The organism is Microcystis sp. BLCC-F210 (assembly GCF_042134685.1).
GTDB classification, from domain to species: Bacteria; Cyanobacteriota; Cyanobacteriia; order Cyanobacteriales; family Microcystaceae; genus Microcystis; species Microcystis aeruginosa_D.
This window is the reverse complement of sequence record NZ_CP169647.1, coordinates 2,114,044-2,140,207: the sequence shown is the minus strand read 5'-3', so window position 1 is coordinate 2,140,207 and position 26,164 is coordinate 2,114,044. Positions and strand designations below refer to the sequence as shown.

At 41.0% G+C, this 26,164-nt stretch carries 28 protein-coding genes and 1 pseudogene; 13 read left to right on the top strand and 16 right to left on the bottom strand.

What is annotated here, in order from left to right:
* Positions 1 to 52: 52 nt before the first annotated feature.
* Positions 53 to 934: a universal stress protein gene (locus ACE3JL_RS10335; RefSeq protein WP_375329409.1), complete on the bottom strand. Its 882-nt coding sequence runs from the start codon at positions 932 to 934 to the stop codon at positions 53 to 55.
* A gap of 133 nt (positions 935 to 1,067) precedes the next feature.
* The gene (locus tag ACE3JL_RS10330; RefSeq protein WP_002739006.1) at positions 1,068 to 1,268 is read right to left on the bottom strand and encodes an NblA/ycf18 family protein; all 201 of its coding nucleotides are present in this window, start codon (positions 1,266 to 1,268) and stop codon (positions 1,068 to 1,070) included.
* Positions 1,269 to 1,833: 565 nt separating this feature from the next.
* Here ACE3JL_RS10330 and ACE3JL_RS10325 point away from each other — a divergent pair.
* Entirely contained in the window at positions 1,834 to 2,364 is a 531-nt protein-coding gene (locus tag ACE3JL_RS10325; RefSeq protein ID WP_271988779.1) for an RNA-binding protein, read from the top strand.
* A 72-nt stretch (positions 2,365 to 2,436) separates the two neighbouring features.
* Complete coding sequence (gene rpiA / locus ACE3JL_RS10320) at positions 2,437 to 3,147, top strand: ribose-5-phosphate isomerase RpiA (RefSeq protein WP_271988780.1); 711 nt, start codon at positions 2,437 to 2,439, stop codon at positions 3,145 to 3,147.
* Between the two features lie 153 nt (positions 3,148 to 3,300).
* Here rpiA and recF read toward each other — a convergent pair whose 3' ends face one another.
* Together recF and dapB are read right to left on the bottom strand one after the other, a co-directional pair.
* Positions 3,301 to 4,428: a DNA replication/repair protein RecF gene (recF, locus tag ACE3JL_RS10315; RefSeq protein ID WP_271988782.1), complete on the bottom strand. Its 1,128-nt coding sequence runs from the start codon at positions 4,426 to 4,428 to the stop codon at positions 3,301 to 3,303.
* 464 nt (positions 4,429 to 4,892) lie between these two features.
* Positions 4,893 to 5,723: a 4-hydroxy-tetrahydrodipicolinate reductase gene (gene dapB, locus ACE3JL_RS10310; protein ID WP_271988783.1), complete on the bottom strand. Its 831-nt coding sequence runs from the start codon at positions 5,721 to 5,723 to the stop codon at positions 4,893 to 4,895.
* 575 nt (positions 5,724 to 6,298) lie between these two features.
* Between dapB and ACE3JL_RS10305 the strand changes: the two genes are divergently transcribed.
* Positions 6,299 to 7,978, top strand: coding sequence for an AarF/ABC1/UbiB kinase family protein (locus ACE3JL_RS10305; RefSeq protein WP_271988785.1), 1,680 nt, complete (start codon positions 6,299 to 6,301; stop codon positions 7,976 to 7,978).
* Between the two features lie 24 nt (positions 7,979 to 8,002).
* Here the strand turns inward: ACE3JL_RS10305 and ACE3JL_RS10300 are convergent, their stop codons facing one another.
* Positions 8,003 to 8,188 (bottom strand): hypothetical protein, encoded by a 186-nt coding sequence (locus ACE3JL_RS10300; RefSeq protein WP_271988786.1) that lies wholly within the window; start codon positions 8,186 to 8,188, stop codon positions 8,003 to 8,005.
* 4 nt (positions 8,189 to 8,192) lie between these two features.
* Positions 8,193 to 9,038: a hypothetical protein gene (locus ACE3JL_RS10295; RefSeq protein ID WP_375329408.1), complete on the bottom strand. Its 846-nt coding sequence runs from the start codon at positions 9,036 to 9,038 to the stop codon at positions 8,193 to 8,195.
* A 457-nt stretch (positions 9,039 to 9,495) separates the two neighbouring features.
* Between ACE3JL_RS10295 and bchL the strand changes: the two genes are divergently transcribed.
* The 4 genes from bchL (at position 9,496) to ACE3JL_RS10275 (ending at position 13,266) form a co-directional block, all read left to right on the top strand.
* Positions 9,496 to 10,365 carry a ferredoxin:protochlorophyllide reductase (ATP-dependent) iron-sulfur ATP-binding protein gene (bchL, locus tag ACE3JL_RS10290; protein WP_002735653.1) on the top strand — a complete coding sequence of 290 codons (870 nt, stop codon included), beginning with the start codon at positions 9,496 to 9,498 and terminating at the stop codon, positions 10,363 to 10,365.
* A gap of 220 nt (positions 10,366 to 10,585) precedes the next feature.
* On the top strand, positions 10,586 to 10,969 hold the full coding sequence (locus ACE3JL_RS10285) for a DUF5331 domain-containing protein (protein ID WP_375329407.1): 384 nt from the start codon (positions 10,586 to 10,588) through the stop codon (positions 10,967 to 10,969).
* A gap of 15 nt (positions 10,970 to 10,984) precedes the next feature.
* A complete protein-coding gene (locus ACE3JL_RS10280) occupies positions 10,985 to 12,385 on the top strand; it encodes a ferredoxin:protochlorophyllide reductase (ATP-dependent) subunit N (RefSeq protein ID WP_271988791.1) in 1,401 nt (466 codons plus the stop codon).
* A 77-nt stretch (positions 12,386 to 12,462) separates the two neighbouring features.
* Positions 12,463 to 13,266 (top strand): nucleoside phosphorylase, encoded by an 804-nt coding sequence (locus tag ACE3JL_RS10275; RefSeq protein ID WP_271988792.1) that lies wholly within the window; start codon positions 12,463 to 12,465, stop codon positions 13,264 to 13,266.
* Here the strand turns inward: ACE3JL_RS10275 and ACE3JL_RS10270 are convergent.
* Positions 13,263 to 14,192: a DUF1350 family protein gene (locus ACE3JL_RS10270; RefSeq protein WP_271988793.1), complete on the bottom strand. Its 930-nt coding sequence runs from the start codon at positions 14,190 to 14,192 to the stop codon at positions 13,263 to 13,265. The genes ACE3JL_RS10275 and ACE3JL_RS10270 overlap by 4 nt on opposite strands.
* 471 nt (positions 14,193 to 14,663) lie before the next feature.
* Here ACE3JL_RS10270 and ACE3JL_RS10265 point away from each other — a divergent pair, with 471 nt between their 5' ends.
* Complete coding sequence (locus ACE3JL_RS10265; protein ID WP_375329406.1) at positions 14,664 to 14,831, top strand: hypothetical protein; 168 nt, start codon at positions 14,664 to 14,666, stop codon at positions 14,829 to 14,831.
* A gap of 205 nt (positions 14,832 to 15,036) precedes the next feature.
* Here ACE3JL_RS10265 and ACE3JL_RS10260 read toward each other — a convergent pair whose 3' ends face one another.
* From ACE3JL_RS10260 to ACE3JL_RS10240, 5 genes are all read right to left on the bottom strand, one after another.
* Positions 15,037 to 15,189: a hypothetical protein gene (locus tag ACE3JL_RS10260; RefSeq protein ID WP_185240789.1), complete on the bottom strand. Its 153-nt coding sequence runs from the start codon at positions 15,187 to 15,189 to the stop codon at positions 15,037 to 15,039.
* Entirely contained in the window at positions 15,176 to 16,054 is an 879-nt protein-coding gene (locus tag ACE3JL_RS10255) for an SDR family oxidoreductase (protein ID WP_375329405.1), read from the bottom strand. Before ACE3JL_RS10255 ends, ACE3JL_RS10260 begins: the two co-directional genes overlap by 14 nt.
* 3 nt (positions 16,055 to 16,057) lie before the next feature.
* Positions 16,058 to 16,366, bottom strand: coding sequence for a hypothetical protein (locus ACE3JL_RS10250; RefSeq protein ID WP_002737657.1), 309 nt, complete (start codon positions 16,364 to 16,366; stop codon positions 16,058 to 16,060).
* Between the two features lie 195 nt (positions 16,367 to 16,561).
* Positions 16,562 to 17,623, bottom strand: coding sequence for an ABC transporter permease (locus ACE3JL_RS10245; protein WP_271987923.1), 1,062 nt, complete (start codon positions 17,621 to 17,623; stop codon positions 16,562 to 16,564).
* A 10-nt stretch (positions 17,624 to 17,633) separates the two neighbouring features.
* Positions 17,634 to 18,152, bottom strand: coding sequence for an adenine phosphoribosyltransferase (locus tag ACE3JL_RS10240; RefSeq protein ID WP_150977537.1), 519 nt, complete (start codon positions 18,150 to 18,152; stop codon positions 17,634 to 17,636).
* A 98-nt stretch (positions 18,153 to 18,250) separates the two neighbouring features.
* Between ACE3JL_RS10240 and ACE3JL_RS10235 the strand changes: the two genes are divergently transcribed.
* From ACE3JL_RS10235 to ACE3JL_RS10215, 5 genes are all read left to right on the top strand, one after another.
* Entirely contained in the window at positions 18,251 to 18,877 is a 627-nt protein-coding gene (locus ACE3JL_RS10235) for a DUF3038 domain-containing protein (RefSeq protein WP_271987919.1), read from the top strand.
* A 2-nt stretch (positions 18,878 to 18,879) separates the two neighbouring features.
* Positions 18,880 to 19,533: a DUF4335 domain-containing protein gene (locus tag ACE3JL_RS10230; protein WP_002768934.1), complete on the top strand. Its 654-nt coding sequence runs from the start codon at positions 18,880 to 18,882 to the stop codon at positions 19,531 to 19,533.
* A gap of 161 nt (positions 19,534 to 19,694) precedes the next feature.
* Positions 19,695 to 20,102, top strand: a complete 408-nt coding sequence (gene speD, locus ACE3JL_RS10225) for an adenosylmethionine decarboxylase (protein WP_002735723.1) — start codon at positions 19,695 to 19,697, stop codon at positions 20,100 to 20,102.
* A 59-nt stretch (positions 20,103 to 20,161) separates the two neighbouring features.
* Complete coding sequence (locus tag ACE3JL_RS10220; RefSeq protein ID WP_375329404.1) at positions 20,162 to 20,467, top strand: DUF6464 family protein; 306 nt, start codon at positions 20,162 to 20,164, stop codon at positions 20,465 to 20,467.
* Between the two features lie 78 nt (positions 20,468 to 20,545).
* On the top strand, positions 20,546 to 21,058 hold the full coding sequence (locus ACE3JL_RS10215) for a L,D-transpeptidase (protein WP_108938014.1): 513 nt from the start codon (positions 20,546 to 20,548) through the stop codon (positions 21,056 to 21,058).
* On the opposite strand, the gene ACE3JL_RS10210 is transcribed toward ACE3JL_RS10215, so the two are convergent.
* The 4 genes and pseudogenes from ACE3JL_RS10210 to ACE3JL_RS10195 all read right to left on the bottom strand — a co-directional run bounded on the left by ACE3JL_RS10210 (position 21,020) and on the right by ACE3JL_RS10195 (position 25,933).
* Positions 21,020 to 21,670: a TIGR04282 family arsenosugar biosynthesis glycosyltransferase gene (locus ACE3JL_RS10210; RefSeq protein WP_271987910.1), complete on the bottom strand. Its 651-nt coding sequence runs from the start codon at positions 21,668 to 21,670 to the stop codon at positions 21,020 to 21,022. The two genes, ACE3JL_RS10215 and ACE3JL_RS10210, sit on opposite strands and share 39 nt — an antisense overlap.
* A 349-nt stretch (positions 21,671 to 22,019) precedes the next feature.
* Positions 22,020 to 24,788 carry a caspase family protein gene (locus tag ACE3JL_RS10205; protein WP_375329403.1) on the bottom strand — a complete coding sequence of 923 codons (2,769 nt, stop codon included), beginning with the start codon at positions 24,786 to 24,788 and terminating at the stop codon, positions 22,020 to 22,022.
* A gap of 10 nt (positions 24,789 to 24,798) precedes the next feature.
* Positions 24,799 to 25,176, bottom strand: coding sequence for a hypothetical protein (locus ACE3JL_RS10200; protein ID WP_002754965.1), 378 nt, complete (start codon positions 25,174 to 25,176; stop codon positions 24,799 to 24,801).
* Between the two features lie 546 nt (positions 25,177 to 25,722).
* A pseudogene (locus ACE3JL_RS10195) lies at positions 25,723 to 25,933 on the bottom strand (cold-shock protein).
* Between the last annotated feature and the right edge of the window lie 231 nt (positions 25,934 to 26,164).

Sequence of the window (26,164 nt, the reverse complement as noted above, 5' to 3'; positions counted from 1 at the left end):
CTGTGTTCTTTGTGTCTCTGTGGTTCATCCCCAAGAGAATCTTTTTTCTAGCTTATCCCTTGGGGGAGAAAAATAAGAGCGGAAACCACAGTTGATGAAGAATATCTTCATTAATCCGACGCACTGCTAACCATTCCAACATATTAGAACGATGGGAGGTGGCCACTGCGATGGCACTGATATCGTTTTCTTCTGCTGCCGTCAAAACTTCTAATACAGGTGTTCCTGATCGCACTTCGCTCTGTACTTGCAAACCGAGTTTTTCTAGTCGCGCTTGCACCGATTCTAATTGTTGACGGGCATCATTTAAACGGTATTCGGTGACACTGGGATCGCGACTGATGTTTTCCACTACCCGGAGGAGAAGACATTGCTCAAAAGAGCCAGGGGCGCGGGTTTGAGCGTATTTTTCTATCTGTTCAATTAGATAAATCGCGTCGGAACTGCCATCGTAGGGAATTAATAAATGTTTCCAGAGATGCTGACAGCGCAGGGCTAATTCATCGCGAGTATAAACTGATAATAATTGCGGTCGGAAAATCAGCAGCGGAATATCGGTAATACCTGCGATCGCTAAACTGGTACTACCGAATAATTTTTCTTGGACAGCACCGCGCATGGGATTTCCCATCAAAATCACGTCAATAGAGTGATGCGCGAGGATTTCCCGCACGGCATCCACGGGACGACGGTTAGAGATTTCGACAATAACTGTCATACCGTCGGGAATATTTGCTAAAGCTGGGGATAATTTGTCGTTGGCCGCGTCAATTTTTGCTTGATCTACGGCAGCTAGGGTGGGTTGTTCCCAAACCGGAATACTGTGGAGGAAGATAACTTGTTTTAAGCCGCTCAGGGCTAAGTGTGGCACACAATGGACAAAACGATGGAGACCATCGAAAAGATCTGTACAGATCAAAGCGCGCTCGAACATAAATTAACCCCTAGCAATTCGGTTATTCTTCCCTAAGAATAGCTAAAAAGGTGAAGAAATGCGCCCCGCATCCCTAGCTCGTTTCCGGAGAAACCCAGCTGGAGAAAGAGGTCGCCCGCAGGGGTGAAATGAGTTACTGGGGGGCCCAGGGATTAGAATCTAGACCCCACTGGTGTTTGAGAAAAGCTTTGTACATATTTTCCCTGACCATCATTTGTTCGTAGAGCTTGATCAGGAAGTCCTGCGCTTGCTCCTGACTCATTTTTTCTACCTGAGTCTGAAAAGAACGAATGTTGAACTGTTGTTCTAAGGAAAGTTCGATCGGTTGAGACATGGTGTTCCTCCTCAATGAAGACAGTGGTTGATCACAAGCGAGATGGGTGATTGGTATCACCTCTTTTCTTTAACTAATGTAACAAATACTTGACAAAGTGTCAATGTATCTGTAAAGAGGGTTTTGCTTTTTCCCTCCCGTTAGCTAGGATACCCCGCCGCCGAAAGGAAAGAAGCATATAATGATACATTTAGCAAGAGTTTTCAGAAAATTTTGCTTACTGTGAACAAATACTTAAGTAGTTATACTTAGGCAGCCCAGGGCGAGAGAAAATATTTGACAAATTGTGTAAACATTCTGTAATAATCGAAAAGAGCGACATAAATCGGGTAAGTTGAATGGTTAGGCCTGTTAAAAGCTAAAAACGTAACCCCTAGATTCCGTCCCTCTCGTTGAAATCGTTAAGGATAGTCAAAATTGACGGCCACAGCCGCTATCGTGCAGAAACTACAAGCTTATCGCTGGGAAATATCTTCCTTAGCTCTGTTTGCCTTAAAAAAATCAGCATACAGGCACGGAATGTCGCACAAGTTTTTACATCACCCTATACTTGGAGGAATCCATCATGTCCGTTCGTCTATACGTTGGTAATTTGCCCAAAGAATCCGTCGAGCGCGAAAAATTACAGGCGCTTTTTGCCGATGAAGGGGATACGATTACCACTAAAGTCATCAAAGATCGCAAAACCGGCAAATGTCGCGGTTTTGCCTTCGTTACCGTCCCTAGCGATGAACTAGCCGACCAGTTTATCGAAAAATACAACGGCCAATCCTTCATGGAAAACCCGATCAAAATCGAGAAAGCTCTCCCCCGCAGCAAGGGAGGTAAAGAAGAAGGAGAAGAAGCAGAAGGCACGGAGGCCAGCGTAGAAACCCCGGAAAAAGTCGAAAGACCGACTCCGAAACCGACGACGGCAGCACCGCGCAAATCCAGTAGTGGTGGCGGCGGCGGCGGCAAAAAACGCAAGGCTGAACGGGGTAGCAGCAGTACCCCGAAAGTTACCAGCGATGGTGACGCTTTACAGCCAGATCCCCGTTGGGCCAATGAATTGGCTAAACTCAAGGAAATGTTAGCAGCTCAGGCCACTAATCCCTAATTCCATTGACAAGAGGGCAAGGGATAGCCGATAACTAAGAGGTTCAAAACATCGCTTTTAGGAGTGTGCATCATGACAGCAATCGATCCGGTCATTCTTATGAAACAGGAGGTCGGTAAGGCCGCCGCTAATCTAGTTCAATCCAATTCGGTTGTGGGATTGGGAACTGGTTCAACGACGGCCTACGCGATCGAATATCTGGGCGCTAGACTGCAAAGCGGGGAAATCAGCAATATTGTCGGGGTTCCTACTTCTTTTCAAGCGCAAGTTTTGGCGAGGAAGTACGGAATTCCCCTCACTACCCTCGATGTCATCGTGAAGATGGATATCGCTATCGATGGGGCCGATGAGGTGGATCCCCAGAAAAACCTGATTAAAGGTGGCGGTGCTGCCCATACTCAGGAGAAAATTGTCGATAGTCTCGCCGATATTTTTGTCGTGGTAGTGGATGGCAATAAACTGGTGGATAAGTTGGGATCGACTTTTCTTTTGCCGGTGGAAGTGTTACCCATGGCCATGACTCCGGTAATGCGGAAATTAGAGGCCCTCGGTGGTAAACCTTCCCTGCGCATGGGGGTGAAAAAAGCCGGCCCCGTGGTCACAGATCAAGGCAATTTAGTTATCGATGTTAAATTTGATAGTATCGATGATCCGGCTGATTTGGAAAGAACTATTAATAATATACCGGGGGTTTTAGAAAATGGTTTATTTGTCGGAGTTGCTGATCTGATTCTCGTCGGTGAAATTATTGACGGTAAGCCAGTAGTGCGCGAAATTAAGTAGGCTTAATTCATTCTTAAGCTAATAGTGAAACAGGCGTACAGCCTTTTTTATTAAGTAGTTAGGTATTAAAAACTGTCAGATACCCCCCTTATTAAGGGGGGATTGAATTATGGGTGTGTAGAGACAAAGAGCAAAACAAAGAGAGACTATAGACTAATAAAAAATATGTCCCTTTTTGACAGAAAATATCTGGGAAGATTGCAACCAGCGAGACTCAAAAGAACTGAGATGAGTGGTGGTAATTAAGGTTTGAAAACGGTCTTCGATCGCATCTAATAATTGATTTTGTCGTTCGATATCTAATTCGGCTAAAACATCATCGAGGAGTAGTAGGGGAGGTTCCCCGATAATCTCCTCTAGTAACTCTAATTCCGCTAATTTCAAGGCTAAAACTAAGGTTCTTTGTTGTCCTTGGGAACCATAGGATTTAGCGGGGTTTTGGTTAATTAAAAAATCCACTTCATCCCGGTGGGGACCGACTACCGATGTCCCTAGTTGTTTCTCTGCCAAACGACGGGTTTCAATCTTATCTAAAAAAGCCCTTTGTACCCCATTGACATCATCTTCTACCCAAGGCACATTAGGGATATATTGTAGTTCTAAAAATTCGGTTTTTCCGCTAATACTTTCGTGCCATTTTTGGGCTAAAGGAATTAATCTTTGCAGGACTCGCGCCCTTCTTCTTGTTACTCTTGAACCTGTTTCTGCTAGTTGTAAATCCCAGAGTTTTAGTTGGGATAAATCTGCGTAAACTTTTCCCTCTAATTCCTGTTTACGAATCTCTTTTAAGAGAGCATTTCTTTGTCGTAAAACCTGATTATATTGCTGTAAAATATGAACGTATAGGGGTTCTAATTGAATTAATAAAGTATCTAACCAATCTCGGCGAGCCTCCGGACCCCCGCGCACTAAATCCAGATCGAGACTAGAAAATTGTACCGCATTAATCACGCCCAAAAAATCGAGATGACGGCGTAGGGGTTGACGATCTCGGATCACGGTGCGACGACCGGAAGAACGGAGAATTAAACTTAATTCTGATGCGCCATAAAGACGATTAACCCTAGCAAAAATTCTCGCCTCTGAGTCCGATTCTAGCACTAGATCCCGATCCTTGCTGACTCGATGACTCTTGAGAGTGGCCAAAAGTTCGATCGCTTCTAGTAAATTAGATTTTCCCTGAGCATTATTGCCCAATAATATTGTTTTTTTGGACTCGAATTTTAGCAACTGTTCGGCATAATTTCTAAAACTGTGAAGGTGCAGGTGTTCGAGATACATTGCAAGTTGGAGGTTGGGGAAGTGGGAATTATGAATTAGGATAGTCTTTTTAAGATTGTCTTGAGAATTCCTGCAAAAGAGTTCAGCATCATGATAATGGTAAGTTAAATGCAACTGAAATATCATGTTTTAGTCGCTTTTTTGCTTGATGAAGCTATCATTCAAAACTTCTGACTTAATTCTAAGGCTGATAAATGGGGAATAGAGTTTAATTTAGCGGTTAATGCTATTTCCTCTCTGCCTTCCTCGAAAATATCTGGATAGATGACGGATTCTCTCATAATGTCACTCCGAGGGATATTTTTAATCGTCTCTCGATTGTGGTTCCTCGATTGCGTCGGGAGATGAATCGGTAAATCGGGCGATTTCGGGGATAGAAAAGGCAGCGGATCGGATTTTCAGGGCAATTTGTCGAGATTTTTCCTCTTTGCCCTTTTTTTCTCCTTCCTGTGGTGTATCTAGATTTAGAGGATTTTTTCTAAACCGTAAACGAGGGATTGCAGTTGAGTAACTTTGCGGATAGAGAGGAGAACCCCCGGCATATAACATGAGCGATCGCTGGTATCATGACGAAGGGTATAGATTTCCCCGGGGGAACCGAAAATGACTTCTTGGTGGGCAATTAAACCGGGTAAACGCACGCTATGAATACGGATGTTCTCAGCAGTTAAACCGCCTCTAGCACTGGGGAGGGTTTCTTTTTCGGAAACTTGGGCAGGATTAAAGGTTTTGCCTGATTCTGCCAGTAATTCGGCGGTTTTGATGGCAGTGCCACTGGGTGCGTCTGCTTTTTGATTGTGATGCAGTTCGATAATTTCTACATGATCAAAGTAGCGGGATGCTTGCATGGCAGCCTGTTGTAGTAAAACCATGCCAATGGAAAAATTAGGGATAACTAAACAGCCAGTGCTGGCTTTTTCAGCAAATTCGGCTAAATCTTGCAGTTGTGCCGCTGATAATCCCGTAGTTCCTACCACGGGACGCACTCCGTAGGCGATCGCGCTGCGGGTATTGTCATAAACACCGTCGGGATGGGTAAAATCCACCATCACCCCTTGCACTTTTTCTTGGGTTGCCAAGACTAAAACACTCTGCAAATCGTCAAGAATCGGCACTTCTAGGGGTTCACAACCAGCAACTTCCCCCACATCTTGACCTCGAAAAGCTGGATTTCGATCCACTGCCCCCACTAAGATCATATCGTCGGCACGAGCAACGGCTTTAATGACTTCCCGTCCCATTTTGCCGGCTGCACCGTTGACAACTACAGGAATCGGGTTTCTATTTTCGGTCATCGTTAATTATTCTCCTTACATATAGGGATTATGGACTGTTAGGATGGGGAGGTATTTCGGGGACAAAGGAAAAAACCCCATACCTAACCCCCTTTTGTCTAATCACTAAGTTAATTATCCGTTTTCTCACGCACAACGATCGAGGGGAGGTGGTGAGAAAATCATGATTATTTAGGGTCTGCTGAAAGAGTTTTTCGTGGGTGTAGGGTGTAGGATGTAGGGTTTTACCGATTTTGAGAGGGTCAATTACCTAAAATTTGGGTAAAAAGTACCTGAATTTTCCCCCCGATCACTCCAAGGGTTGGCGCTTTTTGAGGAAAAAAAAGTCTAAAAATCTTACCCAACAAGGTTTTTAGATTTATTCAGCAAACCCTATTTAGGGGAAATTCCCGTCCTTAATGCTACATACCATGCTTAAACCCTCATTTTCAGGAAATTGAGCGCTCGATGGATAAATGTCCCCGTTGCGGTGTTTATCTGCCTAGCTTGAAGTATCCCCTAATCTTGTCTAAGCACGTCAGGTGTAAAATGTTTGTTTTAGATGATAAAAGTGCGATTCGTTGAATCGATAACTGATGTTTATTCCCTTTGATTCCTCGAAATCTTTACATTGGCAGCAAAGCTTACGATCGCCGATAGTTCGTCAATTGGAGATATTTAGCTTTACAACGCAGTTTTTGACTTTTTTGCTCTGGGATCGTTTAACGGCGGCTAATAGGGGCAAAAAACGGCAAAGGAGAGCGCAATGGTTAGTCAATCGCCTAATTAATTTAGGACCAACTTTTATTAAAATTGGGCAGTCTTTATCGACGCGAGCAGATTTAATTCCGCTCGAATATATCGAACAATTAACCCAATTACAGGATCGAGTTCCCGAATTTAATAGTCAAGAAGCTATTCGAGTTATTGAAACAGAATTAGGGCAAACTCTAGATAATTTGTTTGAGAGTTTTACGGTTTCTCCCCTTGCTTGTGCTAGTTTAGGACAAGTGCATCGAGCGCGGTTATTGAGTGGGGAAGAAGTCGTTATTAAGGTACAAAGACCGAATCTAGAAGGACTATTTAATCTCGATTTTGAAGTGTTGCATCGTTTCACCCGTTGGTTAAATATTTTCCCTGCGGTGAAAAAATATAATTTAGAAGCTATCTATCAAGAATTCTTTGAACTACTTTTTCAGGAAATCGATTATATCCATGAGGGCAAAAATGCCGATCGTTTTCGGGAAAATTTTAGGAATTATCCTCAGGTAAAAGTTCCTTTAGTTTACTGGCAATATACCACCCGCAAGGTGTTAACTTTGGAGTATGTGCCGGGGATTAAAGTCGATGATCGAGATACTTTATTAGCTAATGGAATTAACGTCGATGGAATTATTCAACTGGGTATCTGTTCCTATCTTAAACAACTATTACAGGATGGTTTTTTTCAATCAGACCCCCATCCTGGCAATATGGCAGTTAGTCAGGAAGGGGAGTTAATTTTCTACGATTTTGGCACGATGTTTGAGGTAAAATCCGTCGCTAAAGATCAAATGATTGAAACCTTTTTTGCTGTCTTGAGAAAGGATACGGAAACAGTGTTAAAAACTTTGGTGTATATGGGGTTAATTGAACCGGTTATAGAGCTGCAACCTGTGCGAAATATCCTGCAATTTATTTTGGATGAATTTCGCGATAAACCGGTGGATGTGAAGGCCTTTGAACAAATTAGCGATCAAGTGTATTTAATGTTTAAACAGCAACCTTTTCGCTTACCTCCCCAAATGACTTTTATTATTAAATCTGTCACCACTTTGGATGGAATTGCCCGCTCTTTAGATCCCCAGTATAATTTATTAGCAGCTAGTCAACCTTTTGTGAAAAGTCTAGCAGTATCAGGAGGAACCACCAACACAATGCTTACCCTAGCTAATCAAGCGCGCACTTTTCTTAAACAACAATGGCAAAAAGGTAATAAAAACGAGAGAATGCTCCGTCAATTAGAGGAAAAGATTGAGCAAGGAAGTCTAGTTTTTCAAGTTAAGTCACGGGAAAATGAACGAATTCTGAAAAGAATTTATCTGGGAGTTAAAGTATTAATTAATGTCTGTTTATTGGGATTTAGCATTATCGCAGCCATATTTTTATTAGACACTAACTATAGCAAACTAGCTATTATTCCCTTCAGTATAGCTGGGTTATTTGGTTTATTTTTTCTGCGTTCTTCTCTTGCTTTATTGATTCAGGAAAAATTAGACAAAATGACAGACAAGTAAATAATTATCATCAACAAAGTTTGACTAAAAACGGCGGGTCTTATCGATTCCGTAGAGAATTCCCGTTATCACGGAGGACAGAATTAATAACAAAATTAATCCTCCGGGTAAAAAAGATAGTATTCCTATACCCCGCAGTATATAAACTAACACAGTCACCAATAGAAAACCGAAAAAAAGAGACTTTAAATAACTAGAATTTGAGCGCATTGACTTAAATTAACAGTTCCTTTTGACTGAAGTTTAACTTTTCGGCAATCATTGCTAGAATTTTTTCTTCCCTTTTTCCGTTACTGATAGATTCCAGTAAACGGCTATTGAGAATAATTTTTTCCCCGTTGGATAGGGTTAAAATAATCCGTCGGTAGTTAGACCACAAAAAACCTTTGTAATCTTCTACTTTTGCCTCAACAATTCTCTCTAGAAGATAATCGCTTTCACTTCTAAAAATTAAATGTTGTCGCCTACGGGTTAGGGTAGCGTTGCCTTGATTAAAGAAATAACTCTCCCAATAGCTGGCATCATAAAGTAACAATAGACCAGACAATAAGCATAACATACCCCAGAGATAATAGGGATAATTCTGATGCTGTTCTAGCAGTGTTGATAAGGTATCTAAGGGGCTTTTGGCAATGATTTCCTGAGCTTGATATCTATTCACAAAAGTCTCAAATCGAGTTTTAAAATCACTAGCTGACTGCACATCCCGAAAATTCTCGATGTAGAGATAGTTATTTCTTCCGACCAATAAAACTGCGTTATTAACAGTTTTTTTCTGCTCAACACTGATAAAAACTTCTTGATAAACAGCCGTAGCTTTAATATGAGTTAAAGAAAAATTTTCCCGACTAGAAACAGGAAAATTATATTCTTGGACATATTGACAATCTATTCTTTTTGTGCCTAACCTCATGCAGTCGAGATAAGCGCGCTGGAAATAAACCACATAGGCTAAAAAGAGCAAGGGAAACCCAGCGAGCAAAAAAGCCAGAAAAGGACGATATTTAGGAGCTTTATTCTCTAATAAGAGTGTAGTCAGCGTTTTTTGCTTAACTAGCATAGGAAACCCTACAGGTACTTTGTTCTAATTCTACTACAGCCTTTCGGTATCCTTATCAGGATTGATTTATTTAATCTGCTGACTGGGAAAATTGTAATGATTATTCACGAAAATCTTACATCGGTCTCTAGACTGGCTCTATCTTGACCTTTTTTGTCGCGATTTGCCACGGTAAAACCCTGTTTATCGAGTTTTTGTAGAGCTTTGGCGTTTTTTGTTTATTGTTTTTATTTAAAGTAAATGTATAAACAAAGCTGTTTTTATAAATTTTTACGAACTTCAGAAACTATCTAAGCTCTAAAGAATTATTTTTCTGATTTTTACGCTTTTAATCTCACTCTAGCTATAGCAGATAAAAATTGAGCCTCTTCCCAAAGGGTGGGGAGATGGTCAATAATGGCAATCAAAGCACTGATAAACAAACTCACCATTCAAGCGCACATTTAGGAGAACTTCCATGCCTTTAACACTCGCAGTCTATGGAAAAGGTGGCATCGGTAAATCGACAACAAGCTGTAATATTTCGGCTGCTTTAGCCAAAAGAGGCAAAAAAGTCCTACAAATAGGCTGTGACCCCAAGCATGATAGCACTTTCACCCTGACAGGCTTTCTTATTCCCACAATCATTGATACCCTGCAAGAAAAAGATTTTCACTACGAAGACATCTGGCCCGAAGACGTTATCTATGAAGGTTACGGTGGTGTAAAATGCGTGGAAGCGGGGGGGCCTCCAGCCGGTGCCGGTTGTGGCGGTTACGTCGTCGGAGAAACGGTGAAATTATTAAAAGAATTGAACGCTTTTGATGAATTTGACGTGATTTTGTTCGATGTTTTGGGGGATGTGGTCTGTGGAGGATTTGCCGCACCCTTAAATTACGCCGATTACTGCATAATTGTCACAGATAACGGCTTTGATGCTCTTTTTGCCGCCAATCGCATCGCCGCTTCCGTCCGGGAAAAAGCTCGCACCCATCCCCTGCGACTAGCCGGATTAATTGGTAATCGCACCTCAAAACGCGATTTAATTAATAAATATGTGGATCATGTTCCCATGCCAGTGTTAGAAGTTTTACCCTTAATTGAAGATATTCGCGTCTCCAGAGTTAAAGGTCAAACTCTCTTTGAAATGGCCGACAAAGATCCGATGTTAAGTTACGTTTGTGACTATTATCTCAATATTGCCGATCAGATTTTAGCCAAACCAGAAGGAGTTATTCCCAAAGAATCTGCCGACCGGGAGTTATTCACTTTATTATCAGATTTCTATCTTAATGCTGATAAACCCAAAGTTAACGCCGAGGCGGAATTAGATCTAATGATGGTTTAGATTATTTTGTCAGGTGGGTTAGGGACAGCGTAACCCACCAATAACCACCAATAAACTCTTTTTCTGGGTGGGTTACGGCGCTTATTAGTTAATAGCCTAACTTATCGTCGCCTAACCCACCCTACCCACGAATTTTATCGAGGACTTGACAATGATCATTTTTTCCTCTCATTGGGAATTCTAATAGGGAAAACATCATGATTCAGCCAAGGGGGACAAAATGAGCAACTTTGATGAATTAAAAGCAGCACTTAAAGATAAATGGTTGGATTACTACCAAATTAATCAAGCTTGGATTAAGATTTTTACGACTGCTACTAGTTCTTGGATAAACACTCCTGATGGGGGAAAACGTCCTTCTTCTGATCTAATTCTGGGAGTAGCTACTGCTTTAGAAACACAATTATTTATGTGGATGAGTCCTTTTTGTGTTCTCAGCAACGATAGTAATAAACTTGTCGATGCTTTAGGTTTAAATTTTGGACCTGAGATAGAACTCGAAAAACGAGAAGAAGAAAGAGCAAAAATCCAAGAAGCTGAAGCCATTCCTTTACTGCCTGAAACCAATCCACATACTGAATACCTAAACCAATTCCGCAATTAAGGAGAACAAAAAAACATGACTGCCACTCAAGAACCGAGCGCTTTACAATTTGATTGTGAAACCGGCAACTATCACACCTTTTGTCCGATTAGCTGTGTTGCTTGGTTATACCAAAAAATCGAGGATAGTTTCTTCCTTGTTATCGGCACAAAAACCTGTGGTTACTTCCTACAAAATGCTATGGGGGTGATGATTTTCGCCGAACCGCGTTATGCCATGGCTGAATTAGAAGAAGGGGATATTTCCGCTCAACTAAAAGACTACGAAGAATTAAAACGCCTCTGCTTACAAATTAAACGAGATAGAAACCCTAGCGTTATCGTTTTTATCGGTACTTGTACCACCGAAATTATCAAAATGGACTTAGAAGGATTAGCGCCGAAACTAGAGTCAGAAATCGGTATTCCTATCGTGACAGCACGCGCTAATGGTTTAGATTATGCCTTTACCCAAGGAGAAGATACCGTCCTCGCTTCCATGGTGCATAAATGTCCCGAAAAAGTTAAGCACGAAGATGAAAAAGAAGAACGGAATGCTATCCAAAAACTCTTAACTTTTGGACGTAAAAAAGAAGAAATTAAACAGGAAGAATCGGAATATAAAGACCATCATCCTTTGGTTTTATTTGGTTCTGTTCCCGACCCAATTGTGACTAATTTAACCCTAGAATTAAAAAGACAAGGAGTTAAAATAGATGGTTGGTTGCCGGCCAAACGCTTTACCGAATTACCGGTAATTGAAGAAGGTTATTATGTCGCTGGTGTCAATCCTTTTCTATCACGAACTGCCACCACTTTAATGCGTCGTCGTAAGTGTAAATTAATTGGCGCACCCTTTCCCATCGGTCCTGATGGAACCCGCGCTTGGATAGAAAAAATCTGTTCGGTTTTGGGAATACAACCCCAGGGATTAGAAGAAAGAGAGGCAAAAATTTGGGAAAGTTTAGAGGATTATCTGCAACTTGTGCGCGGTAAATCGGTCTTCTTTATGGGGGATAATTTACTAGAAATTTCTCTGGCACGTTTCCTAATTCGCTGTGGGATGACTTGTGATGAAATCGGTATTCCCTACATGGATAAACGCTACCAAGCGGCCGAATTAGCATTACTAGAAAAAACCTGTAATGATATGGGTGTTCCCATCCCGAAAATTATTGAAAAACCTGATAACTACAATCAGATTCAGCGTATTTACGATTTAAAACCCGATTTAGTGATTACGGGAATGGCCCATGCAAATCCCTTAGAAGCGCGGGGAATTAATACTAAATGGTCGGTAGAATTTACTTTTGCTCAAATTCATGGTTTTACCAATGCGCGAGATATTTTAGAATTAGCTACTCGTCCCCTGCGTCGCAACAATAACCTCAAGGAATTGGGTTGGGATAAGTTAGTTAAAGAGTCAGCAAAAGTGTAAATTTGTTGTCAAAAGTGTACAATTCTTAGGTAAGGAATTGATTTTCCTTACCTTTTTTCAGCATTTAGTTCACTTCAATGGCCAATAACTTATCTCACCAAAAACCCTATCATCTCAACTTTAGCAGTGAGGATTTAGGCACAGTAAAACCGACTATCACCCTATTATCGGGGGAACCAGAACGCTCGCGCTATATTGCTGAAACCTATTTACAAAATGCACGTTTACTATCGGATTATCGCGGATTAAATAGTTATCTTGGCTACCTGGATAATTCTACCCCAATTCTTCTGGCTACCAGTGGTATGGGTGCGCCATCTTTGAGTATTGTGATTAATGAATTAATACAGGTGGGAATTAAAACTATTATTCGTATCGGTACTTGTGGCGCAATTCAAAATAGAATAAAAATTGGTGATATTATTATCACCCAAGCGGCTTTATGTAGGCAAGGTGCGGCTAATGATATTGCTCCTCCGGAATATCCCGCAGTGGCGGATCCTTTTTTGACAGTTGCTCTAGTCAAATCGGCTCAATTTTTGGGAGTAAATTATCATTTAGGTATTACCGCTTCTGTGGATAGTTTTTATGAAGGACAGGAAAGAATTATGTCTTCTGCTAACCCTTATCTTCAGCGCCATTTAGAGGGAATTACGGAAGAATATCGACGTTTAAATATTCTCAATTATGAAATGGAAGCGGGGACTTTACTGAAAATGGCGGGGGTTTATGGATTTACTGCCGCTTGTATTTGTGCTGTGATTGCCGAAAGAAGCAAAGAGGAAGGGATTAGTTTAGAAAGCAAGCAACAAGCCATCGAAAAAGCGATTCAGGTGGCAATATTGACCGTTAGCAACCTCTCCCCATCCTCAATTGATTAATGTTCAGAAATCATTTTCATTAAGACTTCCTCTTTTTCCTGACTTTGGGGATAACAGGAGATAAGTTTAGCGCGTAATTCCTGAATTGATTTAATCACATTATCGGCTAATTCTTGGTCGCCATTCCGCCAGCCAAGGGGTGCTAGATGGCCGCGATTGGCTAAGGGAAACACTGGTTTTAAGAGTTGTTGACTTAGTTGTTTAATGAACCAGGCTACCGTATCTTTAGCCTGTAGATCCTTAGTAAAGGCGATAATTTCCAAGAGTCGAAATAGCTTACTCTTGCTAATTAAACAACGGGTTTCCTGCACGTTTGGCTGTACATCTAAACCCAAACTCTGCACTAATTTAGCTAGGGCAGCTATGGGAATTGCGCTATCTATGCCGGCAATTACAGGAGCCAGTAAAAGTGAGGGTTGATTTTTCAAAGATACGGTATGAATATCGGTATTATTTAGCGATTTTTGGATATCTTCGGCTTGATTTTTGCCTACACAACCCCTCAAAACCTGTTCTAGTTCTGTGTTTTCCACATCACTTAAAATCTCTAAAAGGGAGATATATTTACACCCCAAACTATGGCCCATCCAAAAATAATTAGGATTACCAGCAGTGGGATCCTCTAAATACAAATTAAGGTTATCTTCATAGCCTAAAAACTTAGCCTCTTCATAAATAGTCTTTCTCAATCCAATCAAATCTTTGACCATTTCTAGGGAAACATTCCAATGACGAAAAGTAAAACGATAGGGAATAGCAATAATAGTGTAGCCTCGTTCAAAGACTTGTTTAAGCAAATAACGATAGAACAGATTGGGAAAAGTGCCGAAGAAAGCACCACCAATAAAATAAACAACCCCAATCGGTTTAGGATTGATAGCAACCCAGTTAAATTGCAGGGGAATAAACTTAAATTTCGATGTCATTGTTTTTCGGTATGTAATTGTTAATTTGGCAATTAGGGAAACAATCTTATAATAATTAAAAATCTCGGCGGTCAAAATAATTGATCGCCTTGTGCAAGTATGATACATTAATTTGCTCAAAAAAGTCTATTTTGTTGCGAATATGTAATAATTTTTGACAAAAGTAAATTTTCACCCCAAAAAATTCGCTTCTTCCTAGTTTTCTACAGCAATTCTCATTTTGAAACGATTTTGCGTTGTTTCAGCGATCTAGAGATTCGTTAAGAATTATTAACCCCTCTAGGTGCAAGGGTTTTAATGTCATGAAACCTTAAAATGAGAATCGCTGCAATTTAACCAGCTTATAGCCAAGGGATTAAACAATTAATTAAACGAGATTTACATCCTCAAGCGTGGAAGGAAAAACCTTTTAATCCTATCCAAGACTTTTTAGGTCAATCTCTCCCGGTTAACACTCAATTTTATGCTAAGATGGGCTGGACATTTAATAATCGAAATGATGCGGCTATTATCGTCAGTCCTGATAACAAAGCTCATTATATTTTAGTTGTCTTTGGAGATGAAAAAAAGTTTTATCAAGATAAAGAGTTTTTTCCAATTCTTTCACGACAAGTTTATAACCAAATGCTTAAAAAATGACTTAATAAAAGACTAAAATAGGAGAGAAGTCGGGAAAATAAGCAGGTAAATACGCCAATTAAATTGCAAAGGATAATTCAAATGATTCTGGTTCTGATGGAGTTGCCGCCGAGATCATATACATCTGTACTGAATAAAAAAAGTGCAGGACTTTTAGGATATTTTACCTTTTTCCTATCGGTATTTCAGGCTTTTTCAACATACCCTACTTAACTTTTCGCAATCCTTTAGAAAGATAGGCAACGAAAAAAGCTAACACTCCCGTCATCCCTACCTCGAAATAATTGGTCATGAGAATAGCGGTTAAAAACAGGAGTAAGATGATTAATATAGTCCGCTTTTGTTCAGATAATTTCATCTCTAATTGCCTCTAATTCGGTTTTATTACTTAATGGTTGATAACCCAAAGAAAAAGCGAGAGAACTATCAAGAGAAACATCCTGCGGACGCGGCGCACTCATAGGAACATCGCACTGTAAACAGGGTTTTATTTGTTCCCTGGGAAGGTTAAAAACTGCCGCCATTAGTAAACCAAATTGATAACGAGAAACTCTTTCTTTACCCCCCAGATGAATAATCCCTTGCACTTTTTCTAATGCCAAAAGTAAACCATTCACCGCACTATTAACCCCAACAGCCGTCCGATATTCATCGGTAAATAGAGATAATTTTTTTCCCTCTTGCAGGGTTTTTAAAAAGGGTTGCAGAAAACTATTAGCGCTGGGAGAAGGGGAACCAAACATCAAAGGCATTCGACAAATAGCTGCCCGAGGATATATTGCTAAAATACCCTTTTCTGCCGCTACTTTTTGCTCACCATAGACACTGACTGGAGAAACGGGATCATGTTCGGAATAGGGGGCATTTTTACCATCAAAAACTAAATCAGTAGAGGTAAAAACTAGGGGTATTTGATATTGACTACATAAACGAGCAATTTCTAGAGAAGCTGTCAGATTAATTGCCTCGGATGCTTGGGGAAATTCTTGACAGAGATTCGGTTTTGATTGGGCAGCCCCATGAATTACCGCATCGGGTTTAATCTGTTGAAAAAGTTCTTTAACTGCGGTTAAGTCTGTTAAATTAATTTTAATTAAATTTGGGTCATTACTATTGACATTATGATTAAGGTATGTACCAAAACTGGCCCAGGATGAGCGAGTTTTTTGGTAAATATGCCAACCTAAAAACCCACTAACTCCAGTGATTAACAGCGTTTTCATAGTTTAGAGATTAAATCCTTTTTCGTAGGCTAAAAACTGCACTTGGGGTTCCAAAGGTTCACTAACTAAACCAATTCCTGCAAATCCCCATCGCTGCATTAGTCCCTTTAATTGTGTTCCTGAGAGAGTTTCCACAGAAAAATTATTGGCTAAATCCTGAGCATGGGTGTTGATATAACTTAAAGCATCGTAGGATTCTTTAAACAGAAGCAGATAACTAGCCGGAGTTTCGCTTTCACCTTTTCTCAGACGCGCCACTAGATATTGTCCGTCTTGTTTTGACCTGAGTAAATAATGTGTAGTTGCTAACATAGTTGGTTAAGTGAAAAGTGAAAAGGAAAAAAGGGATTGGGGATTGGGTTTTAGGGTTTGGTGTTTTAGGGTTTTGGTGTTTTAGGGTTTTAGTTTAAATTTCCCCCATCTCCCCATCTCCCCCCGCAACGCGCACGCAGTGGTCTCCCCACTGATAACTGTTTACTGATAACTGATAAAATTTCCCCATTTCCGCTACTTTAAATCCTCCAATTTAATTCTAGGATCTACAGCTTTGAGAAGTAAATCAGCCAGAAGATTACCGATAATCAACATAGTAGCACCCATCATTAAACTGCCCATAACTAAATATAAATCTTTAGCCGTCACAGCTTGCAAAATTAAACGACCTAATCCAGGCCAGTTAAAGAAAAATTCGGCAATAAATGCCCCACTTAACAAACTAGAAAATTCAAAGCCCAAAAGAGTTATCAGGGGATTAATAGCATTGCGTAAAGCGTGGACATAGATAACTTTATTTTCTGGTAAACCTTTCGCCCTGGCGGTTTGAATATAATCCTGTCGCAGAACATCTAATAATTGTCCCCGCATCAATCTTTGTAATCCCGCAAAACTGGTAACTGTCAGGGCAATAGTTGGTAAAATCATGTGCCAAGCGATATCTAAAACTTTACCGATAGGGGAATATTCCGAATAGTTAATACTGGTCATATCACCCACCGGTAAAAGCGGCGAGACATTTTGGGCGAGAATTAGCAGTAAAAGAGCAGTGATAAAACTGGGGAAACCTTGACCAAGATAACTGATAACTCGGAAAAATTTATCGATAAATTGGTTTTGTTTGACAGCGCTGACAATGCCCAAGGGAATCGCAATCGCCCAGGTTAAAATGATGGAAGTCAAAGACATTAATAACGTCGCTGGAATTCTCTCTAATAATAGGGAAGACACGGGACGAAAATAGGTAAAACTCAGACCAAAATTAAACTGAGTTACCACTTGCCACAACCATTTAAAATACTGGACAATCGGCGGGTCTTTTAAACCAAAAAGGACAATATATTGTTCTTTAGTTTCCTGACTAATCTTGGGATTAAGGTCAAGCAAAGCCAGAAACCCGCCGGGGGTTAATTGGATAATAGCGAAACTCAACGCCGAGGCCAACAACAGAGTTAATAAACCCTGGAGAACACGCTTGACAATATATAAAAAAGTTTCGCTAGTTAGGAGAGATTGTAACCCATTAGCACTCGATCGAGCGTTTGCCGCCTTATAATCATCATCAGTCGCCGCCATAGAAAAAAACCTAATAATCGATGAGGGTAATAATCGGTAAATCGGGTAATTTTCCCCGACCACCGAGGTCGATTAACTCGATGATAAAGGCAAATCCTAACACCTCACAACCAATTTTTTCTAATAAATCGGCCGTTGCTTTTGCCGTTCCTCCCGTCGCAATTAAATCATCGACAATTAAGACTTTATGATGGGATGCCACCGCGTCCTGATGAATTTCGAGGCTATCGCTTCCGTATTCCAAATCATACTCGATACTGTGAACAGCAGCGGGTAATTTGCCCGGTTTCCGGACAGGAATAAATCCCGCTTCTAGTTGGTATGCTAAAGGAACCCCAAAGAGAAAACCCCGCGATTCCATACCGACAATGTAATCGGGGGATAAACCGTAATCGCGACACTTTGCCGTTAGGGTATCGATCGTGTAACGTAATCCTTGGGGATGATTGAGTAGGGTAGTAATATCGCGGAAGACAATACCCGGTTTGGGAAAGTCAGGAATATCGCGAATCAGTGATTTCAGATCCATTCGGTTTCCGTGTCTCGTAAAATGGGGGACAGCTATCTATACAATACAATTTACAATATACTGACTCGATCGCCCTTGTGTTCTAGTTATCCCATATCATGACCTCTACTAGCCTAACGTCCGAATCTACAGCATCAACCCCAGAAAAACCAGTTATTTTAAGCGTTTTACCCGATTTTCCGATTGCCAGTCAGCAATGCACCCTACATCTCCAACAGCATATCGATTTAATGCTATTAGCGTTGGAATCCTTAGAAGTCGGTGCCGGGGAAGCCCTTTTAGTCCTCTGTAAAGAACTAGGACTTGATAAAATTGTCAGAAACAGGATTATTTTCTGGCGCTTACGCTGTACTAATCCCTGGCGAATTTCCTACACCCTCGACCGTCTCACCCTTGACCAAGCAAAAGCTTTAGTTATCATTGCCAGTTATCGGGCCAAACCCCTAGCTATATCCATCCGACAATTACTGTTAGCGCGGCAACAGATGGAATCAAAAGGTTTACCCGTGGATAATAATTTTCTTTTATCAGAATACCTAGAAAGATTTCGCTCCAATTTTCGCAGTCGCATGAACCCTCGTCGGGCCAAAGTATCGGTTTATCTAGCTGATGAAAATGCCCTAAATGAACTGGCTCTATCTCTCCTCGATCGGTTATTATTTTGTACTGGTACGACGGGAATGCAGCGGTTTTGGATTAGTTTATTTGATGGGGAGATCGTGTAGAAATGAGAAGACAGTATAGCTTGCCCAATTGTACCCTGATTCTCGATGGTTTCGGCGATGATTTCGCCCCGGCTAACCCCGGGGATAGCCGACCTTTACTCTCAATTTTGACTAACGTAGAATGTCGGTTAATCGGGGCCAATAAAGTCCTGCAAGGTGGTCGGGTTTTCTTGGAAAATTTAGTACAAGCGGTCAGTCAGTATGCCCAAGAATTTTTAAGTGGTGTTCGTCATCCCCAAGACCCCGTCCATGAACCAGATCATGTGTACCTAGAAAAGATTGACCAGAATCTCCATCGTCTGGTTTGGTATCCATCAACGGACTTGAATATCCCAGAAAGTCCGGTCAAGATAGAAATCAGTACCGTGCAGTTATTCGATCTAATAGAAGCGATTGACCAATTTTTTGCCGATACTCGCACTTTACCTGACCTAACCCTGAAATTACAGCCAGTTTCCCGTCGCTACCATAAGGTGAATGAATCGGTGGCCAGTCGAACAGTGCCTTTTTTGGCAGGATTAGGCAGTCTTGTCGCTTGCGCCCTACTTTTCTATCTGTTACCCGTTCCCCAAGTCCGTAAACCCGAAAATCCCCCCATTCCCGCCGCTTCTCCCAGTCCCACCGTCCCCACTAATCCTGTCCCCCCTCCCAGATAAAATTAGTCCCTTGCGCTTTTCCCCACACCCCACACCCCACACCGTCCCAGTTTTTAGAGAAAGTAACCGAGAAAAACCAGATCTTTTTTGCACAAGTTAGAAAAATTGTGTTATGATGGTAAATCTGTGAAGGTTTTTCGATAGGGAGTATTGAAAAAAAAATGACCAAACTGGGAACCCATTTGATTGTCGATGCTTGGCAAGTACCTGCTGACCTCCTCAACGATCCCGAGCGCATTCGTCGCGCTATCCTCGATGGAATTACGGCAGGAGAAGCAACGCTGATCGATTTGTGTGTCCACCAGTTCAGTCCCCACGGAGTTACCGCGACGGCGACTTTAGCTGAATCTCATATCGCGATCCACACCTGGCCTGAACACGGCTATTTCGCCGCCGATTTATTCTTCTGTGGTGCCGGCAAACCCGTGGTTGCCATGGAAATTTTGACCAAATCCCTGCAAGCAGGTGAGATTAAAGTACGGGAACTAACCAGAGGATTCCCCAGTTCTGGGGCAGTTTATGAAAGCAAAAAGGAAGAACCACTCAAGTCTTCCCTAGTTATGGCCTAATTTCTAGCGCCGGCCTCGATAATAAGTTAGCATCACTGGCGATCGCCTAAACTGAAATCGTGATTAGGATAACCTTTGTTTTTATCCTCGCTCTCTTTCCCTCTCTGCTTAGTCTCTGGTTAATCAACCGATCCCAACAGAGATTAAGCAACCGTTTGAGAGGGATTCGCTATCGTCACGAATACAGCACGGTGATTGCCAGTGATTTTTTGTCAATCCCTCTAGAGACAGAAAATAAACCGGCATTTATCGGTGATCTTAGTTGTCGTTTTAATGCCTATTCCCCCCATTTGCGTTGTGCGGTTAATCCCCCAGGTCCCTGTGAAGGTTGTCGGCAGTACGAAGCTAAAACTGGCACAGTGTAGGCAGCTTGAGCTTCCAAAAAGTTCCCTATTTGCTATCCTTAAAAATTATCGCTATCGCAATTGAGGAGTGTGGGAATAATGGCGTTCAAACGAAATTTGACCCTCTTAATCATCGGATTAGGATTAACTTGTTTACCCGTATATCCGGCTCAAGCTAACCAAATCAGCACCGTCACCCCGAATACGGCAGCCAATCAAACTCTCGCTACCCATCTGGTCCTGAAACTGAAAGAGAGAAAAGTTTACGTTTATCAAGATAGTAAAGTTTTAGCACAATTTACCGTCGCCGTCGGCAAAAAAGGCTGGGAAACCCCCACAGGTAAATTTGAGGTGCGGGAATTAGTTCGCAATCCCGTCTGGAAAAGTCCCTGGACGGGAAAAGTCAGCGCTCCCGGTCCCAATAGTCCCCTAGGGGAAAGATGGATCGGTTTTTGGAGTGACGGCAAAAATTCCATCGGTTTTCATGGCACCCCCGCGGAAAATTCCCTCGGTAGCGCCGCTTCCCATGGTTGTGTGCGGATGCGGAATCGGGATGTGAAAGTGTTGTTTGATTTAGTCCGCATGGGAACCCCCGTCATCGTTCAACCTTAATTCTGGCAGGTATTTTTTTAAGATGGGCAGGTCTTCCGGGCGATCAATATCGGCCAATTTAGGCAGATAAGCGGTTTTTAAAGCCATTTTAGCGGCGATTGTCTGGGTTTTCGCCAAGACTTCTCCCGTCCCCCAGGGAATACCGTCAAAAAGCTCTGGAAAGACCTGTTTTAAAGCAATTAGGTAGTATCCTCCATCTAACGCCGGCCCTAAAACCATATCGTGGGTTTTTAGGGCTTCAAAGGCTGCTAAAATCTCTTTTTCCCCGATTTCTGGGCAATCTGTGCCAATAATAGCGATCGCTGTCATCCCTTGAGCAAAACCATCGGCAAAAGCATTTTGCATCTTTTCTCCTAAGTCTTTTCCCCGTTGAGAATGATAGCAATAATGCACACCTAACCAAGTACGCATTTTTTCCTCGCTGCCGCCATGGTAGTAAATGATCAGGGAGAGAAAATTCTTCAAACCCGCTAATTTACTAAGAGTATATTCGGCCAGTTTTCGGTGTAATTCTTCGGCTCCCTCGGCTGCCAAAGCTGGAATCATACGGGTTTTTACTTTCCCCAATTCCGGATAACGGGTAAAAATAATCAGTTGTTGTCTCCAGTCCACGAGTGATTGCGACGATGATATTAATTAAGTAGGGAGGCAAAATTATTTGTAGGATGGGTTAGCGGTAGCGTAACCCATGCAGGCGTTGGGTTTCATGCTTCAACCCAACCTACGTTCATCTTATATTTAATTCCACCCACCCACTTATTAGTTTTAGCCTACTGTCGATAGGAGGCAGGAAAGCTAATAAAACAGGCTTTATTGGCTTAGTATAGATTATTTTAGTTGGTTATTTAATTCTGTGTTGGGTTTCGTTCCTCAACCCAACCTACGATGATGGCGATCGCTTGATTGAGTCGAAACCTTTTTCCTAGCGGCATTTCAGACTTTTTCAACCAACCCTGATTAGCTAGGGACTAGGCTTTTTGGGTGAGTTTAAACAGGATAAACCAGCATCTTTAGCAGTAGGATACTTGATTGGGACAAAAGCAAAATCTAACTTGTCTGTCCGACACTCCACAATGTGAACAAATTCTACGGAGGGATTTTGGGGATCGCCATTTTCATCAATTTTTTTGCGATCGCCATTTTCATCGAATTGAATTGTCCCAGTTGCACCTTTAGTGACAAGAAAATCAGGAGACTTTAAGTGTTCAAGGATATTAATTCGTGTGGGATTATTTTCCTTTTCTAGAGCTTTTGTTAGAGCAAGCGTTGCATCATAGGATAGGGCTGTTAGTGCATTAACCGAAGTTGTAGTCCATAAAATTTTGGCATCCTTAAGAAAATCCGGGTCAGGACTGGTCAAAGAATCCCAAGGAACCGCAATAACAAACTTTTGAAAAGGTTGTAGGTTGTCAATTTGTTCTAAGGTACGAGAACTACGAAGCCCCCATGATCCGATAACCCAATTTTGACTATTATTAAGTTTTATAAGTTTAATTGCATCGCCTTCAGCATCGCCAATTGCTTTTGGGAATAGTACAAGCCCTATTTCTTCTGTTATTTTTCCTTGTCTTTTTCGTAACTCTTGGATGGCTTCTTCTGCCTTAAAATTATTTCCCAGATCAAATTCATCTAATTTTACTACAGTTCCAGAGAATGGAGGGCGTGTAAAAATAGTTTTAAAACTATTAAAAAAAGATTCACTAAATGGACTTCCTTCACTATAAAAGCCCACCACTTTTTTAATAGACTTTTCTTGTAAAAATTTTGCAATGGCAGGAGATTGTTGATCGCTGGAAAAAACAGTTCGCAGGAAATTTTTTCTGGGGTATTTAGTAAGCTCGCTAGTCGTTGATCCGGGAGAAATCAAAACTAAATCATTTTCCTTATAAATATCCACCGTTGCCACAGTCATTTCACTGGGATAGTGACCAACAACCCCTAAAATTTCAGGACGCTGGGAAAGAGATGATGCTGTCTTTTTGGCTAGTAATTCGTCATTTTCATCATTAGTAATGACAACTTTTAATCCCTTACCATTAATCGCTTTTTTGTTGATAAAATCTTGATCTGGAAAATACTTGAGGAATGGATCATTGTCATTTAAAATTCCTAGATTAATTTTTGTTTGTAATTGTGCTACTCCTCGTAACATTTCTTTTGCTCGACTATCATCATCATCATCATTAGAGCTATTTTGATTTTTGGGAATACTAACAGCAACAGCAATGGTGTAATATGGCTTTTTATTGGCTTCTAGTAAAGCATTATTTAAGTAAATTAATGTTTCTGGATCTAGCCTATCCTCTTGCCATGCTTTCTCAAATCTTGACAAGGCTTCTTGATAATCACACTGTGCAAAATATTCTGCACCTTTCTTCTCGTTAAACGATTGAGAGTAATTAAGAACTTCTTCTCCTTCACTAATAAAGTCGTCCGTTTGTTTTGGACAATCAGATTGAATAATATAAGGGCGAGAAATGGCAAATAAACTTACAACTGCTATTGATGCTATTCCTATGCTAACTGGCAGATTTAATTTGAAATTTTGGAGCTTTGAAGTTTTTATAGAATGCAAAATTTGGGCAATTTTTGCAGAAGGAGAAGTGCTTGTTGGAATCCTCGGAGTAATGGGATAAACCTCATTTTGCACTTCTTCTTCAATCACCTGAATATCCTCATCCCTCAGCCCGTAACGGCTTTGTAACTCTTTTAGTCTCCTTCTGTTTCCTTCTGTTATTGAAATAGAATCAGCTAATAATTCTCTAAAAGTTGCTTTGTACTCTGTTAAATTTTGTAATCTTTTTCTAAATGGCGCAAGATTCTCGTATTCGATAATATCTGCCTCCTGTAATGATAAATCTAATTCGTTTCTTAGTTCATTTAGGCAGTTTCTTTCTACACGATTAAAATTTTCTTTACATATATTTTCCTTGCTCCATTCATCTAGAATTTCTCTAACCTTCTCACGATAAATAAATATAGGATTAGTGGCAGCAAGAGGAGATTTGGCTAAATAAATAGTATCCTCTCCTTCAAGAGAAAGATAAAATTTGGGAGTCATTGCCGGGGCAGCTTCCTTTACTCGTTCGCTGGCATACTCATGCAATTCATTAACAGAAATTAATTGATCACCATCCTTATCTGCTGCACCAGTTTCAATTCCTTCAACTAGATATTTTGTATAGATGGACAAATCTTTATCTTCCGACTCAAAAGAATATTCAATCGGACTAGAAGAGGTTAAAATCGCCCTTCCTTTACCTCCTAATTCCTCTTGAATGTTAAGTTCCCCTTTGATTGGCATTCCCTGAACCAATGCTCCGCTAAAACAGCAGTCGAGAATAATCATCTGCCTTTGGGAACGACTATTGTTCATATACTTATTAAGTTTACTTGCGGCTAAAATTGTTGAGATACGAAGCTCTCCATTCTGATCACGCTCAGTGTCTCTTGCACTTAGGCAAAATTCAGCCGTTTGATCTTTAAGACCATGTCCAGAAAAATATAAAAGAACTAAGTCGTCTCTCTGGCGATTAGTAAATAAATCCTCGACTGCTCTTTCCATGCTCCCTTTGTCTGGGTTAGACAACACTGTAACCTGATCAAAGGCTCCCATGTCCGGATGCTCTAATACTCGGCGCATTGCTTCAATGTCTTGAGTCGCGCTAGAAATTGAACGCAATCCTTCGGAATACTCGCTCACACCAATTAACAAAGCAAATTTTGCCATAATACCTTCTTTAACCTGAGATAAAGTCTTGAGCCGCTTTAATAGCCATTTCCAATTCTTCTCGACTGTGAGCCTTAACCGTCAACTTGCGACCATTGGCCTCTACCGACAATTCTATCGGTTTACCTCCCAGGCGATCGCCAAGAAACCCTAACAACTTTTTCCCATTAGCGGGGTTAACTTCGGTCATTAACATTCCTCCCAAAAAACCGCCCAACGACTTATTGCCTTCAGGGGGATTGGGATCAAGAATACGTTTAACCGATTCAACTTCATCTGCCTGTTGTAGTTCTGTCAGTAATACTTGGGCTTGTTCGTCGCGTTCTTCAGGCTCCAGGTTAGGATCGTTAAAAGCGATCAGCAATTTAATCGTAGATTTGTTACTCATAGGAAGTTGAGTTGAAATAATATAGGATAATACTAATCTTACTGAATTATGCAAATTTTACCATATACCATCTGAAATCTGAATGAGTGATCCCATTTTCATACTGCCCCTTGCCGAGTGCCGATTTCTTCACTGATGTGGTGATGTTGCTGAACATAGAAGATTGATTTTTCAAGCTGCTCCAAGAAATCATAACAATTATTGTGTGTTGGGTTTCCTTACTACTACTACAGGCTAATGGCGATAATTCCGCTAGAAAGTATGAGAATGTGTCTGACATTCAGCAGGGGGTGAGTATTGGTATCATGATTAAAAGTAAGGATATAGATATAAGTAGTCGTGCAAAATTAATTTCCTAGTAAAGATAGGCAAAAGGCAAGAGGCAACACCCCCCCGACCCCACCCGATGTCGGGGGGGGCAGGGGGGGTGGGGGATTGGGGGGATTGGGGGAGGTTCGGCTAATGTAAGAATAAGCGGTTTAAATGCGTCTTAGCTTATCACTATAGACCTCGTTTCCACACAGAAACCAGAAGAGCCAATGGGTTCTATAGGACGCGGATATTTTCAGCCTGGGGACCTTTTGTACCTTGGCTGACCACGAACTCTACTCGCTGACCTTCAACTAAAGTTCTGAAACCATCACCGGTTATTGCAGAAAAGTGAGCAAAGACATCGGGGCCATTGTCTTGCTGGATGTATCCAAATCCTTTCGCTTCGCTAAAAAAACTTTACTGTGCCAGTTACTTTGTTTGACATATGTTTTATTACTTGAATTCAACGATATTTATTATACTTAGAAGCATTATAAATAGCAATAACAAACTTTACTGTGCCAGTTACTTTGTTTGATATATGTTTTACTACTTGAATTCAACGATATCTATTATACTTAGAAGCATTATAAATAGCAATATTTTCTCGTAAATATTCAGATAAAGTCAGCTAACTTATAATTCTATCGCAATTGCGGTCTAATTCCATCTAACT